The following is a 16,399-nucleotide window of genomic DNA, read 5'->3' as shown; positions in this document are numbered from 1 at the left end:
ATGGCGGGCGCTCCGAATCAACCGAGCACCCATGGAATCAGCCAACCCACAACAGCGAAAGCGCGTTAACCCGAGTTCGGGGCCCTGGGCCTCCCATGCGGCCGCTTGACTCTCGTCGCTATTTCCTGTCTAGAAGCGCCGACTTTCCGCGACGAGTGCAAACTCCGAGCAGCCGACCGGGGCGCCCTTCCAGGGGGCCGATCCCGGAGGTCAACACCCGGCAGCGCGATGCGCCCCCGGGTGCTTTTCGGCTTTGCGCGAGGTTTAACCCCGGCCGCGGATGCATTACCTCTCGTGTCTGACGATGCGAGACAAGAGGAACGCGGATGTTTGAGAACCTGCAGGAACGCCTCGGCGCAATCCTGAACGGCCTGACCGGGCGTGGCGCCCTGTCGGAGGCCGACGTCGCGGCTGCGCTGCGCGAGGTGCGCCGGGCGCTGATCGAGGCCGACGTGGCGCTCGACGTGGTGCGTTCCTTCACCGACCGCGTGCGTGAGAAGGCCGTCGGCGCACAGGTGCTGAAGTCTGTCAAGCCCGGCCAGATGGTCGTCAAGATCGTCCACGACGAACTGGTCGAGATGTTGGGCGCCGAAGGCGAGACAATCGATCTCAACGCGCCGGCCCCTGTCGTCGTCATGATGGTCGGCCTGCAGGGCTCCGGCAAGACGACCACCACCGGCAAGATCGCCAAGCGGCTTTCCGAACGCCAGGGCAAGAAAGTGCTCATGGCCTCGCTCGACACCCGCCGCCCCGCCGCCCAGGAGCAGCTCCGCCAGATCGGCGAGCAGGTCTCGGTCGCCACGCTTCCGATCGTCGCCAATCAGACCCCCGTCGACATCGCCAAGCGCGCCGTGCAGGCGGCGAAGCTCGGCGGCCACGACGTCGTCATCCTCGACACCGCCGGCCGCACCCATATCGACGAGCCGCTGATGGCCGAGATGGCCGACATCAAGCGCACCTCGAACCCGCACGAGATCCTTCTGGTCGCCGATTCGCTCACCGGCCAGGACGCGGTGAACCTGGCGGAAAGCTTCGACGAGCGCGTCGGCATCACCGGCCTCGTCTTGACCCGCATGGACGGCGACGGCCGCGGCGGCGCTGCCCTTTCCATGCGTGCTGTCACCGGCAAGCCGATCAAGCTCATCGGCGTCGGCGAGAAGATGGATGCTCTCGAGGAGTTCCATCCCAAGCGTATCGCTGACCGAATCCTCGGCATGGGCGACATCGTCAGCCTGGTCGAAAAAGCGGCGGAGACCATCGACCAGGAAAAAGCTGCGGCGATGGCCCGGAAGATGCAGGAGGGGAAGTTCGATCTGAACGACCTCGCCGATCAGCTTGCGCAGATGCAGAAAATGGGCGGTATGGGCGGCATCATGGGCATGATGCCGGGCATGGGCAAGATGAAGGACCAGCTCGCCGCCGCCGGCCTCGACGACAAGATGTTCGGCCGCCAGATCGCCATCATACAGTCGATGACGCCGAAGGAGCGCGCCAATCCCGACCTCCTCAAGCACAGCCGCAAGAAGCGCATCGCCGCCGGCTCCGGCACCGACGCCGCGCAGATCAACAAGCTCCTGAAGATGCACCGCCAGATGGCCGACATGATGAAGGCCATGGGCGGCAAGGGCAAAAAGGGCGGCATGATGCGCGGGATGATGGGCGGCATGGCGCAGAAGATGGGCCTTGGCGGCCTGGGCGGCGGCATGCCGGACCTTTCCAAGATGGACCCCAAAGAGCTCGAAGCCCTGCAGAAACAGGCGAAAGCCGCGGGCCTATCGCAAGGCGGCCTGCCCCAAGGTTTACCCAAAGGGGGGCTTCCCGGCCTTCCGGGCGGCGGTGGCGGCTTGCCGGGCCTTCCGGGCGGCGGCCTGCCCGGCCTGCCGAGGAAGAAGTAGGGGGGCGGGGGATGAACGCGGACAAGGATTTCGCCAAGGCGCAGCTCCTGGAGCTGCGTGCGTCGATCGACAATATCGACGCCGCCCTCCTCCACATGCTCGCCGAGCGCTTCCGCTGCACCAAGGCGGTCGGCGTATTGAAGGCGACCCACGGCCTGCCGCCGGCCGATCCGGCGCGCGAGCAGGCGCAGATCGCCCGGCTGCGCCGGCTGGCCGACGAAGCGCAACTCGACCCCGATTTTGCGGAAAAGTTCCTGAACTTCATCATCCGCGAGGTCATCCGCCATCACGAGGCGATCGCCGAGGAGCACGGCAACGGCGCACCGGAAAAGGGCGAGGCGCAGGCATGACACCCGTGCTTGAAAGCGAGCGCCTGATCCTGCGCGGCTGGCGGGCGGACGACTTCCCCGCCTATGCGATCTTCCGGGCCGATCCGGAGCGCACGCGCTATATCGGCGGGCCCAGGAAGGAATGGGACGCCTGGACGCGCTTTACCTCGATGGTGGGCGAGTGGGCGCTCAACGGCTATGGGCTTTTCGCGCTCGAGCGCAAGGAGGACCAGGCGACGATCGGTTTCGCCGGGCTCTGGCACCCGCCCTATATCGAGGAGCCCGAGCTCGCCTGGAGCATCTATGCCGGCTTCGAGGGCCAGGGTTACGCTACGGAGGCCGCCTCACGCGTGCAGCTCTGGGTCGCGCGCGATCTCAAGCTGCCGCCGCTCATGAGCTTCGTCCATCCCGAGAACCTGCCGTCCCAGGCGGTAGTCGAAAGGCTGGGGGCGATGCCCCTGCCGCCCACCACCCTGCGCGGCGAGCCGCGCTTGTGTTTCCGGCACGCCGTGCCGGCCTGATCGCCATCATCGAAAGGAAGAACAATGGCACTGAAAATCCGACTGGCCCGCGCGGGCTCCAAGAAACGCCCCTACTACCACGTCGTCGTGGCCGACGTGCGCGCACCGCGCGACGGCCGCTTCATCGAGCAGCTCGGCTCCTGGAACCCGACGCTGCCCAAGGACGCCGAGCGCGTGAAGCTCAACGAGGAGCGCATCAAGCATTGGCTCGACAACGGCGCCCTGCCGACCGACCGCGTGCTCCGCTTCCTCGACCAGGCGGGCCTCGCCAAGCGTCCCGAGCGCAGCAACCCGAACAAGGCCGAGCCCGGCAAGAAGGCGCAGGAGCGTCTCGCCGCCGCGAAGCAGGCCGAGGAGGAGGCGAAGGCTGCTGCCGCCGAGGCCGAGGCTGCTGCCGCCGAGACACCGGCCGAGGAGCCTGCCGCTGCCGAAGCTCCCGCCGAGGCAGTCGCGGAAGCCCCGGCCGAGGAGGCCGCCGAGAGCGAGAAGACCGAGGGCTGAGCCTTCGGGCATCTTCGACAGACGAAAAGGCGGGCCTTGCCCGCCTTTTCTTTTGCCCTATCGGTTCAGCAGCCAGGCGATGAGGCTGATGACGACGCTGATCAGGATGGAGGTCGTGATCGGCAGGTAGAAGCGGAAATTCTCGCGTTCGATCACGATGTCGCCGGGCAGGCGCCCGAGCCCGCTTTTCTGCAGCCACGGCCATAGCAGCCCCGCCACCAGCAGAACGATTCCGAGCGTGATCAAAAGACGGCTCATCACGGTCTCCGGACAGAAACGCTACGACCGCAGTTGGTGACAGCGGAGCGATATGTCAATCCGGCCACGGGCCGATGCGCTAGCCCCGCCGACGCGCCGTCGCCGCCTCGTCGATGGCGCTGCCGTCCGCGCTCAGCACCACGCCGAACAGCGCTTCGGCTTGGCTCGCCGTGTAGTACCCCAGCGCCACATCCCGCAGCACCAGCTCCGGCTTGCGCTCGAACGGATCGCCATACCCGCCGCCGCCCGGCGTGCCGACGGACACGCGGTCGCCGGCCTTCAGCGGGATATCCTGTTCCTTGGAAAGGTGCGGCGGCACGTGCGCCTTGCCGTCGCGCCAGACCGTTACCGTGTTCACCGCCCCGTCGGCCCCGCCGAGCGCGCCCTGCGGTCCGGTACGGCCATGATCCATGACGAAGGACGCGCGCGCCTCGCCGCGCAGAAGCTCCACCTCGTAAGCAAGCCCGAATCCCCCGCGCCGGCACCCGGCCCCGCCTGAGCCCTCGCGCAGCGCGTAGTGCCGGTAGAGCACGGGAAAGGCCTGCTCCATCACCTCGATAGGCGGCGACTTGGAAATGCCGATGGTGGAGCAGCCGTTGGATAGCCCGTCGTCATGTGCGTTGCCGCCATAGCCGCCGCCGGAGATCTGGTACATCACGAAGTCGCGCCCGCGCGCGGGGTCGTGCCCGCCCAGCGCGAAATTGCCGCTGGAGCCGGCGGGCGCGGCCGTCACCTCGTCGGGCAGCGCCTTCACCATGGCGGAAAAGACGGCTTCCGCGATGCGCTGCGAGACCTCCGCCGCGCAGCCGGAGACGGGGCGCGGATAGCGGGCATCGAGGAAGGTGCCTTCCGGCCGCTTGACGACGAGCGGATCGAAGGCGCCGGCGGAAAGCGGCACTTCGGGAAAGATATGCCGCATGGCGAGGTAGACCGAGGAGAGCGTCGTCGCCAGCACGCTGTTCATCGGCCCGGTGCAGGGCGGGCTGGAACCGGAGAAATCGAAGGTCAGCGCATCGCCTTTCTTCTCGACCGCCAGCGCGATCGTCAGCGGCGCATCCACCACCCCGTCGGAGTCCACATACGCTTTGCCGCGATAGATCCCGTCGGGAATTTCGGCGATGCGCGCCCGCATCTGCGCCGCCGCCCTCAGGCGCAGTTCGGCAATCGCCATGCGCACCGTTTCGTCTCCGTAACGATCCAGCACTTCGCTGAGCCGCTCGGCACCCACTTCAAGCGCCGCGGCCTGGGCGCGGATGTCGCCGATGCGCTGGTCCGCCACGCGGATGTTGGATGAGATGATGGCGTAGATCTCGGGGTCGAGCACACCCTTCTTGAAGAGTTTCACGGGCGGCAGGCGCAGCCCCTCCTGCTCCACCGCCGTGGCCGAGGCCGAGAACCCCCCCGGCACCGCCCCGCCGATATCCGGCCAGTGCCCCGTGTTGGAGAGCCAGCAATAGATTTCACCCCCTCGCCACACCGGCATGGCGAACCGCACATCCATGAGATGCGTGCCGCCCAGATAGGGATCGTTGACGATGTAGATGTCGCCCGACTCGGGTGCCGCCGTCACGCCCTCGCGAATGCGCTCGATCAGCGTGCCGGTCGAATACTGCATGACGCCGACGAAGACCGGCAGCCCGCCCGCCCCTTGTGCGATCAGCGAACCGTCCTCGGCCGAATAGATGCCGTCGGAGCGGTCGTTGGCCTCGGCGATGACGGGAGAGAAGGCGGCGCGGGAGAATACCAGATCCATCTCGTCGCAGACCTGCTGCAGCGCCGCCTGGATGACGGAAAGGGTGATGGCATCTAGCTCGGTCGCGCACCTGCCCGTCATCATCACACGCTCCTCACCGCGATGATAATATTCCCGTCGCCATCCATTGTAGCCCGGTCGCCGGGCTCGATCACCGTCGTCGTATCGAGCTGCTCCAGGATAGCCGGTCCCTCGATGACAGCGTCGAGCGGCAGCTTTCCGCGGCCGTAGACGGGCGTGTCATGCCAGGCGCCGTCGAACCAGACCGGCCGCCTCTCCACCAGCGCTTCCTCCAGCCGCTGCATACGTCCGGCGGGATCGATCAGCGTGGCGAGATCGATCTCGGGCCGCACGCCGATGACGGACGTGTTGAGGTTCACCAGATTGGCGCGGATTTCCGGCAGCCGCACCTTGAAGCGGGCGAAATAGGCTTCCTCGAAGAGCGCCTGCAGCGTCTCGCGGTCCACCGCGGGGCCGGGCAGCGGCACGTTCAGGAGGTGCGTCTGACCGACGAACTGCATATCGGCGGAGTGCGCATACTCCATGCGTTCCGGCCGCACTGTCTCCCCGGCGATCAACGCCTCGCCCTCCGCCCGCTGCGCCGCGAGCACCCCGCGCACCAGGTCGAGATCGACGTCGGCCACCGGCCTGTTCACCGTGTTGACGAAGTCGTGTCTGAGATCGGCCACCACGCAGCCGAGCGCATTGGTGATGCCTGGCCGCGCCGGCACCATGACGCGCGGGATGCCGAGCTCGCGGGCAAGCGCCGAAGCGTGCAGCGGCCCCGCGCCGCCGAAGGCGAAGAGGGCGAAGTCGCGCGGATCGTGCCCCTTGCCGAGCGAGACCATGCGGATGGCACCCGCCATCTTGATGTTGGCGAGCCTCAACACCGCGCCCGCCGCCTCCACCGCATCGAAGCCCATATACCGGCCGAGCTTCTCGGCGAAGACCCCCTTCACGTCGTCGACCGACACCGGGCTGTCCACCGACAGCAGCTTGCGCGGGTTCAACCGGCCGAGCAGGAGGTTGGCGTCCGAAATCGTAGGCTCCCCACCCCCGCGGCCATAGCAGATAGGCCCCGGCACCGCACCCGCGCTCTCGGGGCCCACCTCGATCAGCCCCGCATCGTTGACCCTGGCAATGGAGCCGCCACCGGCACCCACCGTGTGCACGTCCACCATGGGAACGTGGATCGGCATGGCATATTCGATCTCGATCTCGTTGGAGACCGCCGCCTTCCCGCCGCGCACCAGCGCCACGTCTGTCGATGTGCCGCCCATGTCGTAGGTGATCAGGTTCTCGACCCCCGCCCGCCGCGCCGTATAGGCGGCGGCCATGACGCCGGAAGCCGGGCCGGACATCACCGTCTTCGCCGCCTCGCGCGCCACGTGCGCGGCGGAAATCATGCCGCCATTGCCGTTCATGACGAGGAAGTCGCGCCGGTAGCCCAGCGTCTTCAATTCGTCCGACAACCGGGCGACGTAGCGCTCCAGGATCGGCTGCACCGCCGCATTGACGGCCGCCGTCACGCCGCGCTCGAACTCCCGCGCCTCCGACAAGAGCGAATGGCCGGTGGTGATGTGGTCGTTCGGCCAGACCTCGCGTGCGATCTCAGCCGCGCGAAGCTCGTGCGCCGGGTTGGCATAGGCATGCAGGAAATGGATGACGAGGGAGACGCAGCCGGCGTCGAGCAACCGGCGCAGCGCGGCGCGCAAGCCCTCCTCGTCGAGCGGCTCCAGCACCCAGCCCGAAGCATCCATGCGTTCTGCCGCCTCCAGCCGCAGATTGCGCGGGATGACGGGCGTGAAGGTACCGGTCATGCCGTAGGCTTGCGGCCGGGTGCGCCGCCCGAGCTCGATCACGTCGCGGAAACCCTTGGTGGTGATCATGCCCGTCGCCGCCAGCCGGCGCTCCAGCACGGCATTGGTGGTCGTCGTCGTGCCGTGCACGATGAGGCCGATCTCGGCCGCCGGCACGCCGGCCTGATGAAGCGCGTTCACCACGCCGTGGGCTTGGTTGTTGGTCGTCGTTGGTGTCTTGGCGACGGCTACCCGGGCTGGACCGCCCCCACGCCCGTCGACCAGCAGAAGGTCGGTGAAAGTGCCTCCGACATCGATGCCTGCTACGACATGGCCCGATTCTGCGCCGCTTTTCTCACTCATGCTGAAAATCCGGAATGCAAAACCTTTTTCCAGGCGGCGTTTTGGAATAGGTCTTTTCCACTAGGAGCTTGACCCTAAAATCATTTGTATACTAATAATCTTGCGAAGCAAGAGCGTGCTCGCAAGACAGGCTGGAACCGCGACGGACAAAGGATCAGTCCATGAACACTGCCGCCCTGCGCAACACCGAAGCCGTCCAGGCGCTGGAGTTCCCGATTCCCGCCGGCGTTTATGCCGAGCGCGTGGTTTCGGTGAAGCACTACACGGACCGGCTATTCTCCTTCCGCATCACGCGGCCGCAGAGCTTCCGCTTCCGCTCCGGCGAGTTCGTCATGATCGGCCTGCCGAATGCGGAGAAGCCGGTCTTCCGCGCCTATTCCATCGCCAGCCCCAGCTGGGACGAGGAAGTGGAGTTCTTCTCCATCAAGGTGCCGGACGGGCCGCTTACCCAGCACCTGCAGAAGATCCAGCCGGGCGACACGGTGCTGATGCGGCAGAAGTCGACGGGCACGCTGGTCAACGATGCGCTGACGCCGGGAAAGTGCCTCTACATGATCTCGACGGGCACCGGCATCGCGCCCTTCGCCAGCCTCATCCGCGATCCCGAGACCTACGACAAGTTCGGTGAGGTCATCCTCACCCACACCTGCCGCGATCTGGCGGAGCTGAAATACGGCGAGGAACTGATCGCAGCCACGCGCGAGGACCCGCTGATCGGCGAGCTGACCGAGGGCCGGCTCTTCCACTTCACCTCCACCACGCGCGAGACCTCGCCGCGCATGGGCCGCATCACGACGCTGATCGAGAACGGCGAGCTCTTTGAGGCGCTTGGCACGAAGCCATTCGACCAGGCAGAGGACCGCGTGATGATCTGCGGCTCCATGAACATGCTCAAGGACGTGAAGGCGCTTGTTGAAAAGGCCGGCCTTAAGGAAGGCTCCAACGCCGAACCCGCCGATTTCGTGGTGGAGCGCGCCTTCGTCGGGTAGAGCAATTCCAGGAAAAGCGCAAACCGGTTTTCCGTCCGGAATTGGGGCAAAACAAGGAGTTAGACCTGTTCGTCGATTCCATGAAACGATGAACAGGTCTGGGCGAAGCGTCGGGCGGCTCAAAAATCGCTGGCGATGCCTTTGACTTCCCAGTCGCCGTAGCGGGCGGGATCAAGTCCCTTCCGGCCACCGATCTCGCGTGGCGCCTGCATTTCACGCTCCGCCTGCTGTCGGCGCCGCTCCTCCGCCTCCTTCAGCGCGCGCTGGGCTGCGGGCGGCAGTTTGCGGGAGCTCGCGATCTTGTTCGTGTCTTCACTCACAGGCTTCATTCCGTCGCGCCTTAAGGCGCATTTGTTGAATATGCACCGTTGTCTTCCCATCATATAGGCGAAAGGACCGCCGCCGTAAAACCGCGGCGGAAAAGATGCATGCGCTCTCACCTGCCTTGGGCGGTCGGGCGGCGAACGGAGCCACTGGCATGAACATGATTCGCACGGCAATGCTTCTGGCGTTCATGACGGCGCTCTTCATGGGCGTCGGCTATCTCGTCGGCGGGACGGGCGGCATGGCGATCGCCTTCGTCATCGCCGCCGGCATGAACCTTTTCGGCTACTGGAACGCCGACAAGATGGTGCTCAGGATGCACCATGCGAAAGAGGTGGACGAGCGCACGGCGCCGGAGTTCTACCGCATCGTGCGCGGCCTTGCCGCGAATGCCGGTCTGCCCATGCCCCGCGTCTATGTCATCGACAATCCGCAGCCCAACGCTTTCGCCACCGGCCGCAATCCGCAGAATGCCGCAGTCGCGGCGACGACGGGCCTTTTGAGCCGCCTGTCCCCGGAGGAGGTGGCCGGCGTCATGGCGCATGAGCTGGCGCACGTGCAGAACCGCGACACGCTGACCATGACGATCACCGCCACGCTGGCCGGTGCCATCTCGATGCTGGGCAATTTCGCGTTCTTCTTCGGCGGCGGGCGCAACAACAACAATCCGTTCGGCTTCATCGGCGTGCTGGTCGCCATCATCGTGGCGCCGCTGGCGGCGATGCTGGTGCAGATGGCGATCAGCCGCACGCGCGAATACGCCGCCGACCGGCGCGGTGCGGAGATCTGCGGCCAGCCGCTGTGGCTGGCCTCGGCACTCGGCAAGATCGCGCGCGGCGCGCGGCAGATCGTCAACCAGGATGCCGAGCGCAACCCGGCCACCGCGCACATGTTCATCATCAATCCGCTCTCCGGGCAGAAGATGGACAACCTCTTCTCCACCCACCCCGCCACGGAAAACCGCATAGCCGCCCTGCAGGCGATGGCACAGGAAGCGGGACACGGAGGTGAGATGCCGCACGAGGAGCCAGGCGCCGGCGGACCCTGGGGCGGCGGCTCCGCAGCTGGCCCATGGGGCCGCAGTTCCGGTGGCCGCAAGGGCCCCTGGTCGTGACGGCCGCCAAAGCGCCTCCTTCGCGCAAGGCACTGCAAAGAAAGCGCCCGGGACCGCAGGCGAGCGAAGACAAGCCCGGCCTTGCTGCTCGCCGCACCGCCGCCAAGCTGCTTGGCGCGGTGATCGATGCCCGCACGCCGCTCGACGCGCTGACCGACGGCGAGCACGGCCACCCGCAGTTCCTTACCCTTGAGCCGCGCGATCGCGCGCTCATCCGCGCCATTCTGGCAAGCGCGCTGCGCCATCGCTGCACCATTGAGAAACTGGTAAGCGAGCGGCTGCAACGCCCCCTACCGGCGGGCGCCCACGCCCTGTCGCACACCCTGCATGTCGGGGCAGCGCAGATCCTGTTCCTCGACGTGCCGGACAGCGCCGCCGTCGACCTCGCCGTGACCCAGGCCGGCGCCGATCCCCGCACGGCACGCTTTTCGGGACTGGTGAACGGGATTTTGCGCAACATCGCCCGCCATAAGGAGGAAGCGCTGCCGCGTGCGCTGTCGGAGACCAGCGATGCCCCCGCATGGTTCGCCGAGCGTCTGGCCGCCGCCTATGGTGCCGAGCAGGCGGACGCGATCATCAAGGCGCATCGGCTGGAGCCGCCGGTGGATTTCACCGTCAAGTCCGAGCCCGACCTTTGGGCCGAGCGGCTGGGCGGACGCGTGCTGCCCAACGGCTCGGTACGCCTTGAGCGGTTGACGGCGCCGGTGCCGGAACTGCCTGGATATGCGGAAGGCGCCTGGTGGGTGCAGGATGCCGCCGCCAGCCTGCCAGCACGGCTCCTGGGCGCTGTCGCGGGGGATGCCGTCGCCGACCTCTGCGCCGCCCCAGGCGGCAAGACCGCCCAGCTCGCCCTTGCCGGTGCGCGTGTGACGGCGGTGGACCAGTCCGCAAATCGCCTGAAACGGCTGAGGACCAATCTGCAGCGGCTCGGCCTTCAGGCAGACATCGTCGAAGCCGATATTCTGACATGGCAGCCGGAACGGCTCTTCGACGCAGTGCTGCTCGATGCGCCCTGCTCCTCCACCGGCACCGTGCGCCGCCACCCTGACATCGTCTGGACCAAGACGCCCGAGGACGTCGCCAAACTGGCCGATTTGCAGAAACGGCTTCTCGAGCGCGCGCTTTCCTTCGTCCGTCCGGGCGGCACGGTCGTCTTCTCCAATTGCTCCCTCGATCCCGCCGAAGGCGAGGCGCTGGTGGCGGGCCTTATCGAGCAAAGGGACGATGTAGCGCTCGACCGGATCGGGCCCGAAGAATTGCCGGGCGCGGAGCATTTCATCACGCCGGAAGGCTGGCTGCGCACGACGCCTGCGGGGCGAGACGGTCTCGACAATGTCGACGGCTTTTTCGCCGCGCGCCTACGGCGTTTGAGGTAGTAACATTTCTCCTTCGCACAAACCGTTGAATCACTTAGACTCTTGGTGGGAGCGGGAGGTATTTCGAGGAATAGGTGCGTTCGTTGACGATGGCCGGCGGCTATAGTCCGCTACTGTGGAACCTGGCGATGCGTGAGGGCTGGCGGCGGCTTCGCCGGCGGTTGCGCGCGGGGCCAGCCTATCGTTGGCGCTATACGGGGCGCACGCCCGAACGCGTGTTGATCGCACCGCCGGACCTGCGGCTGGCCGACCCGGAGATCGCCCGCGAGATCTATCATGGGCGTTTCCTGCTTTCCGGCCAACTGGTGGAAACGGGCGGTCAGTCCCCGTTTCATCTGCAGGTCCGCAACCAGGCCTGGCTGGAGAGCCTGCACGACTTCCGCTGGCTGCGTCATCTCAATGCCGCCCAGTCCGAGCTTGCCGCCGCCAACGCGCGCGCGCTGGTTGCTGACTGGATCGGGCTCCATGGCCGGCGCATCACGGGTCTCGCCTGGGGCCCCTCCATCACCGCGCGGCGCATCATCGCCTGGCTGCAGCATTCGGCCGTCGTGCTGCAGGGGGCGGATCTGGCCTTCTATCGCCAGTTCCTGAAAGTGCTCGCCATCCAGGTGCGCTATCTGCGCTCCATGGCGCCGGAGATGCCGGACGGCGAAGAAAGACTGCGTGCCCGCGTGGCACTCGCCTTCGCCGCCCTGTCGCTCCCCACGCCGGTCTCCGCCCTCCGCTCCGCCACGCGCAATCTGGGCATCGAGCTCGATCGTCAGATCCTGCCCGACGGCGGCCATATCTCGCGCAACCCGCGCGCCGTCATGGAGCTGCTGGCCGACCTCCTGCCGCTGCGCCAGACCTATGCGAACCAGGCCGAATCGCCACCCGACGCGCTGGTGGGCGCGGTGGAGCGCATGCTGCCGGCCCTGCGCTTCTTCCGCCACCGGGACGGCAGCCTCGCCCGCTTCAACGGCATGGGCGTGACCATCCACGACCGCGTGGCGGCTATCCTGCGCCACGACGATACGGGCGGTGCACCGCTCTCCCAGGCGCCCTATTCGGGCTACGAGCGGCTGGCCATGGGAACGACGACGGTGATCGCCGACACCGCCGCACCGCCGCCGCCGGAGCTCTCCAACTTTGCCCATGCCGGCTGCCTTTCTTTCGAGATGTCTTCGGGGCGGCATCAATTTATCGTCAATTGCGGCGTCGACAGCTTCGGTGCCGAGGCCTTTCGGCCGCTGGCCCGCGCCACCGCGGCGCACTCCACCGCAACGCTGGACGACACCTCCCAGGCGCGTTTCGCGCTGTCGGCCGGCTGGGACGAATGGATCGGCACGCCGCTCATCGGCGGCCCGCGCAAGGTGGAGCGCCGGCGCACGGACACGCCCGATACGCAGGCGTTCGCCGCCAGCCACGACGGCTATGTGCAGCGTTTCGGTCTGTTGCACGAGCGCGAGTTGGCGCTCTCGCAGGACGGTGCCCTTCTTCAGGGACTTGATCGGTTCCAGGCAGCCAACGGTTATTCGGCCGGACGATCCTGCGCCGTCGCCATGCGTTTCCACATCCACCCGGAAATCGAGCTCTACCGCGACGACCAGGGCCTGCTCATCCTTGCCGGCGAAGGCACCGATACCTGGGTATTCTCCTGCGATGGCGTGGAGCCCGTGGTGGAGGAGTCGATTTTCTTCGCCGCCGTCGCCGGCCCCTGCCGCAGCCGGCAGATCGTGCTCCATTTCTCCGCACCGGAGCTGCCCGAAGTACGCTGGCAATTCCGGCGCACCCACAGCATTGCTGAGCGGAATTGACTCTGCGGCCTCGCGGCAGCTTGATTTGAGCGTTCCCTGTGCTACAGCGCCGTGCGCCTTTAGGACGCACAAAGGACGCTGTAGGTTATTGAATCTACGCATCGTGCTTTCCGAAAATCGATTCCGATTTTCGGGCCGATGCTAGTCCAGCGGCCTGCCCACGGAAGAAAGCACATCAATGACCGTTTCCGCCAAGAATATCCCCGCGCCCGACCTCGTGCCCGTCCGACGGGCGCTGATCTCCGTTTCCGACAAGGCGGGTATCGCCGACTTCGCCCGCGCACTGGCGGACAGAAACGTCGAGCTTGTCTCGACGGGCGGCACGGCGGCGGCCTTGTCCAAGGAAGGCCTTGCCGTGCGCGACGTCTCCGAGCTGACGGGCTTTCCGGAGATCATGGACGGGCGGGTCAAGACGCTGCATCCGTCCGTCCACGGCGGCCTTCTCGGCATCCGCGACGACGCGGAGCACAAGGCGGCGATGGACGAGCACGCGATCCAGCCGATCGACCTCGTCGTCATCAATCTCTACCCCTTCGAGGAAGTCCGCTTCGGTGGCGGCGATTATGCCGCCACGGTCGAGAACATCGACATCGGCGGCCCGGCGATGCTGCGCGCGGCGGCGAAGAACCATGCCTATGTCGCCGTCGTCACAGACCCGGCGGATTACGAAAGGGTGCTGGCGGCGCTCGGTGAGAACGACGGTGCGCTGCCCTATCGTCTACGCCAGGACCTTGCGGCCAAGGCCTATGCCCGAACCGCCGCCTACGATGCGGCAATCTCGCAATGGTTTGCCGAGACCCTTTCCGTCCCCACGCCGGAATGGCGCGCCTTCGGCGGGCGCCTGAAACAGGTGATGCGCTACGGCGAGAACCCGCACCAGGAGGCGGGTTTCTATGTCACGGGCGAGCAGCGGCCGGGTGTGGCCACGGCGCGCCAAGTGCAGGGCAAGCAGCTCTCCTACAACAACATCAATGACACCGACGCCGCTTTCGAGCTGGTCTCGGAATTCGACCCGCAGAAGAACGCAGCCGTCGCCATCATCAAGCACGCCAATCCCTGTGGCGTTGCCGAAGGCGCCTCGCTCGCCGAGGCCTACCGCAGGGCGCTCGCTTGCGATCCCGTCTCCGCCTTCGGCGGTATCGTGGCGCTGAATCGGACGCTCGACGCCGAGGCGGCTGAAGAGATCGCCAGGATCTTTACAGAGGTCATCATCGCGCCGGATGCCAGCGAGGAGGCGCAAGCGCTGATCGCCGCGAAGAAGAACCTGCGTCTGCTCCTGACCGGCGGCGTGGCCGATCCCCGCCAGGCGGGGCTCACCGCCAAGACCGTCGCCGGCGGCCTGCTCGTGCAGACCCGCGACAACGGCGCCGTCGACGACCTGGAACTGAAGGTGGTGACGAAGCGCGCGCCCAGCGAGAAGGAGATGGCGGACCTGAGGTTCGCCTTCCGTGTCGCCAAGCACGTGAAGTCGAATGCCATCGTTTACGCGAAAGGTCTCGCCACGGTGGGTATCGGCGCCGGGCAGATGAGCCGCGTCGATTCAGCCCGCATCGCAGCACGGAAAGCTGAGGATGCAGCCGAAGCCGCTGGTGGCCAGCCGTTGACCGAAGGGTCCGTGGTGGCCTCGGACGCCTTCTTCCCCTTCGCCGACGGGCTTTTGTCGGCGGTGGAGGCCGGCGCGACCGCCGTCATCCAGCCCGGCGGCTCCATGCGCGACGAGGAAGTGGTCGCGGCAGCCGATGAGCACGGCATCGCCATGGTTTTCACGGGGATGCGGCATTTTCGGCATTAGAGCATGATCCCGAAAAGTGGATACCGGTTTTCGGAAAAGATCATGCTCAAACAAAGGGATAGATCGGGATGACGATTCAACGAAGCGTCATCATGATCTGAGCAATTCCAGGAAAAGTGGAAACCGGTTTTCCGTCCGGAATTGCGAAGAAACAACGAGTTAGACCAGTTCATCGATTCCATGAAACGATGAACTGGTCGAGGCACTACGCCGCCGCCGCATTCTGACCGCTTCTCACGAAGGGCAGGAGCACCAGCCCCAGAACAAAAAGCACCAAGATCGGTGTCACCCCCAGCCGCTGCGCGTCTTCGGGGGAGAAAGCGCCGCCGGAGAAGTAGGCCGTCGCCGCAGCCACCGATAGCGGGCCGATGAAGGTGGTGGCCTTGCCGGAGAGCGCATAAAGCCCGAAAGCCTCGGTCACCTGCGCTCGCGGCGCCTGATCGACCAGGAGCGTGCGCGAGGCGGCCTGGATGGCGCCGCCGGCAGCGCCGATGAACGCGCCGGCGATGAAGAACAGGGTAACGGGAAGCTGCGAACCCGCCGTGCCGAGTGGCACGAACAGGACTTCGCTTCTGGTGGTGGAGATGACCAGCAGGCAGCAGAGGCTCAAGGTCAGGATCGAGATGCTGACCACCGGCTTCGGCCCGTATGCCTGGTCCATACGCCCACCAACCCAGGCTCCGAGAGCGCCAGTGACGTTCGCCAGGATACCGAATAGGCCGATCTGCACGATGGACAGGCCGAGCACGCCGGCGGCGTAGATGCCGCCGAAGGCGTAAAGCGCGTTGAGGGCGTCTCGGTAGAACATGGACGAGGCGAGGAAGCTGAAATAGCTGCGCTCCGACGGCAGGCGGCGGAGCGTCGTGCCGAGCTGGCGCAGCCCCTTCCGCACGGCGCCCGTCACGCTGCGGCGCGGCTGGTCGGGCGTGAACAGGAACATCGGCAGCACGAAGACGATGTACCACAGTGCGGTGAAGGGGCCCGCCGCGCGGTCGCCTTGCCGTGTATCCGCGTCCAGGCCGAAAACGGGATCGAGGCCCAGAAGCGTGCGCCCGCTGTCCGGCGAGGCGGCCATGAAGCCGAGCACCAGCACGAGCGAGACCAACCCGCCCAGATAGCCCAGCCCCCAGGCCGAGCCGGACAGCCGGCCGAGCTCGGCGCGCGGCACGAGGGCGGGCATCATCGCATTGTTGAAGACTGCGGCGAACTCCATGCCGAAGACGGCAAGGGCGACCAGTACGAGCACCGGCCACAGGCTCTCCATACCCGGCGTTGCGAACCAGAGCCCGGCGCAGGCTCCAACACCGATGACGGAAAAGCCGAGAATCCAGGGCTTGCGCGGCCCCGATGCGTCGGCAATGGCGCCAAGCACCGGCGAGAAAAAGGCAATCATCAGCCCGCCGATGCCGGTCGCCAGCCCCCACAACTCCTGACCGCGCGCCGCGTCGGGCGCTACGGCGGAAGCGAAATAAGGCGCGAAGACGAAGGTGACAATGAGCGTGTGGAAAGGCTGCTGCGCCCAATCGAAGAACATCCAGCCCCAGATGCCGCCGCGGCTGGCTCGCGTGTCTGCCCCCTCCATCGCCACC

General features: G+C 66.6%; 14 protein-coding genes. 9 read left to right on the top strand and 5 right to left on the bottom strand.

Annotated features, from left to right (window positions below; translation table 11 throughout):
• The first annotated feature begins 326 nt into the window (after nt 1-326).
• Genes ffh through rpsP form a run of 4 tightly spaced genes read left to right on the top strand, consistent with a single transcriptional unit; the run spans nt 327 to nt 3,246 of the window.
• Nucleotides 327-1,895, top strand: coding sequence for a signal recognition particle protein (gene ffh / locus GM910_RS11160; protein WP_159587624.1), 1,569 nt, complete (start codon nt 327-329; stop codon nt 1,893-1,895).
• 11 nt (nt 1,896-1,906) lie between these two features.
• Complete coding sequence (locus tag GM910_RS11155) at nt 1,907-2,245, top strand: chorismate mutase (protein WP_159587623.1); 339 nt, start codon at nt 1,907-1,909, stop codon at nt 2,243-2,245.
• The gene (locus GM910_RS11150; RefSeq protein ID WP_159587622.1) at nt 2,242-2,745 is read left to right on the top strand and encodes a GNAT family N-acetyltransferase; all 504 of its coding nucleotides are present in this window, start codon (nt 2,242-2,244) and stop codon (nt 2,743-2,745) included. The genes GM910_RS11155 and GM910_RS11150 overlap by 4 nt, the downstream gene beginning before the upstream one ends.
• Nucleotides 2,746-2,769: 24 nt before the next feature.
• A complete protein-coding gene (gene rpsP / locus GM910_RS11145) occupies nt 2,770-3,246 on the top strand; it encodes a 30S ribosomal protein S16 (protein ID WP_159587621.1) in 477 nt (158 codons plus the stop codon).
• Between the two features lie 57 nt (nt 3,247-3,303).
• On the opposite strand, the gene GM910_RS11140 is transcribed toward rpsP, so the two are convergent.
• From GM910_RS11140 to GM910_RS11130, 3 genes are all read right to left on the bottom strand, one after another.
• Entirely contained in the window at nt 3,304-3,504 is a 201-nt protein-coding gene (locus GM910_RS11140) for a DUF2905 domain-containing protein (protein ID WP_159587620.1), read from the bottom strand.
• Between the two features lie 79 nt (nt 3,505-3,583).
• On the bottom strand, nt 3,584-5,341 hold the full coding sequence (locus GM910_RS11135; RefSeq protein WP_246225998.1) for a hydantoinase B/oxoprolinase family protein: 1,758 nt from the start codon (nt 5,339-5,341) through the stop codon (nt 3,584-3,586).
• Complete coding sequence (locus GM910_RS11130; protein WP_159587619.1) at nt 5,341-7,419, bottom strand: hydantoinase/oxoprolinase family protein; 2,079 nt, start codon at nt 7,417-7,419, stop codon at nt 5,341-5,343. Before GM910_RS11130 ends, GM910_RS11135 begins: the two co-directional genes overlap by 1 nt.
• A gap of 161 nt (nt 7,420-7,580) precedes the next feature.
• Here GM910_RS11130 and GM910_RS11125 point away from each other — a divergent pair, with 161 nt between their 5' ends.
• The gene (locus GM910_RS11125; protein ID WP_159587618.1) at nt 7,581-8,408 is read left to right on the top strand and encodes a ferredoxin--NADP reductase; all 828 of its coding nucleotides are present in this window, start codon (nt 7,581-7,583) and stop codon (nt 8,406-8,408) included.
• A 119-nt stretch (nt 8,409-8,527) separates the two neighbouring features.
• Here GM910_RS11125 and GM910_RS11120 read toward each other — a convergent pair whose 3' ends face one another.
• Complete coding sequence (locus GM910_RS11120) at nt 8,528-8,737, bottom strand: DUF1674 domain-containing protein (protein ID WP_159587617.1); 210 nt, start codon at nt 8,735-8,737, stop codon at nt 8,528-8,530.
• Between the two features lie 149 nt (nt 8,738-8,886).
• Here GM910_RS11120 and htpX point away from each other — a divergent pair, with 149 nt between their 5' ends.
• The 4 genes from htpX (at nt 8,887) to purH (ending at nt 14,810) form a co-directional block, all read left to right on the top strand.
• The gene (gene htpX, locus GM910_RS11115; RefSeq protein ID WP_159587616.1) at nt 8,887-9,846 is read left to right on the top strand and encodes a zinc metalloprotease HtpX; all 960 of its coding nucleotides are present in this window, start codon (nt 8,887-8,889) and stop codon (nt 9,844-9,846) included.
• A complete protein-coding gene (locus GM910_RS11110; protein WP_425482673.1) occupies nt 9,837-11,222 on the top strand; it encodes an RsmB/NOP family class I SAM-dependent RNA methyltransferase in 1,386 nt (461 codons plus the stop codon). Before htpX ends, GM910_RS11110 begins: the two co-directional genes overlap by 10 nt.
• A gap of 83 nt (nt 11,223-11,305) precedes the next feature.
• Entirely contained in the window at nt 11,306-13,018 is a 1,713-nt protein-coding gene (locus GM910_RS11105) for a heparinase II/III family protein (RefSeq protein WP_159587631.1), read from the top strand.
• A 178-nt stretch (nt 13,019-13,196) separates the two neighbouring features.
• Entirely contained in the window at nt 13,197-14,810 is a 1,614-nt protein-coding gene (gene purH / locus GM910_RS11100; protein WP_159587614.1) for a bifunctional phosphoribosylaminoimidazolecarboxamide formyltransferase/IMP cyclohydrolase, read from the top strand.
• Nucleotides 14,811-15,015: 205 nt separating this feature from the next.
• Here the strand turns inward: purH and GM910_RS11095 are convergent, their stop codons facing one another.
• The gene (locus GM910_RS11095; protein ID WP_159587630.1) at nt 15,016-16,392 is read right to left on the bottom strand and encodes an MFS transporter; all 1,377 of its coding nucleotides are present in this window, start codon (nt 16,390-16,392) and stop codon (nt 15,016-15,018) included.
• Nucleotides 16,393-16,399: the final 7 nt, after the last annotated feature.

The sequence above is a fragment of the Chelativorans xinjiangensis genome (assembly GCF_009812055.1).
In the GTDB taxonomy this organism is placed as follows: Bacteria; Pseudomonadota; Alphaproteobacteria; order Rhizobiales; family Rhizobiaceae; genus Chelativorans; species Chelativorans xinjiangense.
The sequence above is the reverse complement of the archived record's forward strand: the minus strand, read 5'-3'. Positions and strand labels throughout refer to the sequence as shown.

What these genes read in the sequence shown, in the direction of transcription:
- ffh (WP_159587624.1), top strand. Translation starts at nt 327, where the DNA reads ATGTTTGAGAACCTGCAGGAACGCCTCGGCGCAATCCTGAACGGCCTG.
- GM910_RS11095 (WP_159587630.1), bottom strand. Translation starts at nt 16,392, where the DNA reads ATGGAGGGGGCAGACACGCGAGCCAGCCGCGGCGGCATCTGGGGCTGG.
- GM910_RS11135 (WP_246225998.1), bottom strand. Translation starts at nt 5,341, where the DNA reads ATGATGACGGGCAGGTGCGCGACCGAGCTAGATGCCATCACCCTTTCC.
- GM910_RS11150 (WP_159587622.1), top strand. Translation starts at nt 2,242, where the DNA reads ATGACACCCGTGCTTGAAAGCGAGCGCCTGATCCTGCGCGGCTGGCGG.
- GM910_RS11120 (WP_159587617.1), bottom strand. Translation starts at nt 8,737, where the DNA reads ATGAAGCCTGTGAGTGAAGACACGAACAAGATCGCGAGCTCCCGCAAA.
- GM910_RS11155 (WP_159587623.1), top strand. Translation starts at nt 1,907, where the DNA reads ATGAACGCGGACAAGGATTTCGCCAAGGCGCAGCTCCTGGAGCTGCGT.
- GM910_RS11140 (WP_159587620.1), bottom strand. Translation starts at nt 3,504, where the DNA reads ATGAGCCGTCTTTTGATCACGCTCGGAATCGTTCTGCTGGTGGCGGGG.
- purH (WP_159587614.1), top strand. Translation starts at nt 13,197, where the DNA reads ATGACCGTTTCCGCCAAGAATATCCCCGCGCCCGACCTCGTGCCCGTC.
- htpX (WP_159587616.1), top strand. Translation starts at nt 8,887, where the DNA reads ATGAACATGATTCGCACGGCAATGCTTCTGGCGTTCATGACGGCGCTC.
- rpsP (WP_159587621.1), top strand. Translation starts at nt 2,770, where the DNA reads ATGGCACTGAAAATCCGACTGGCCCGCGCGGGCTCCAAGAAACGCCCC.
- GM910_RS11130 (WP_159587619.1), bottom strand. Translation starts at nt 7,419, where the DNA reads ATGAGTGAGAAAAGCGGCGCAGAATCGGGCCATGTCGTAGCAGGCATC.
- GM910_RS11125 (WP_159587618.1), top strand. Translation starts at nt 7,581, where the DNA reads ATGAACACTGCCGCCCTGCGCAACACCGAAGCCGTCCAGGCGCTGGAG.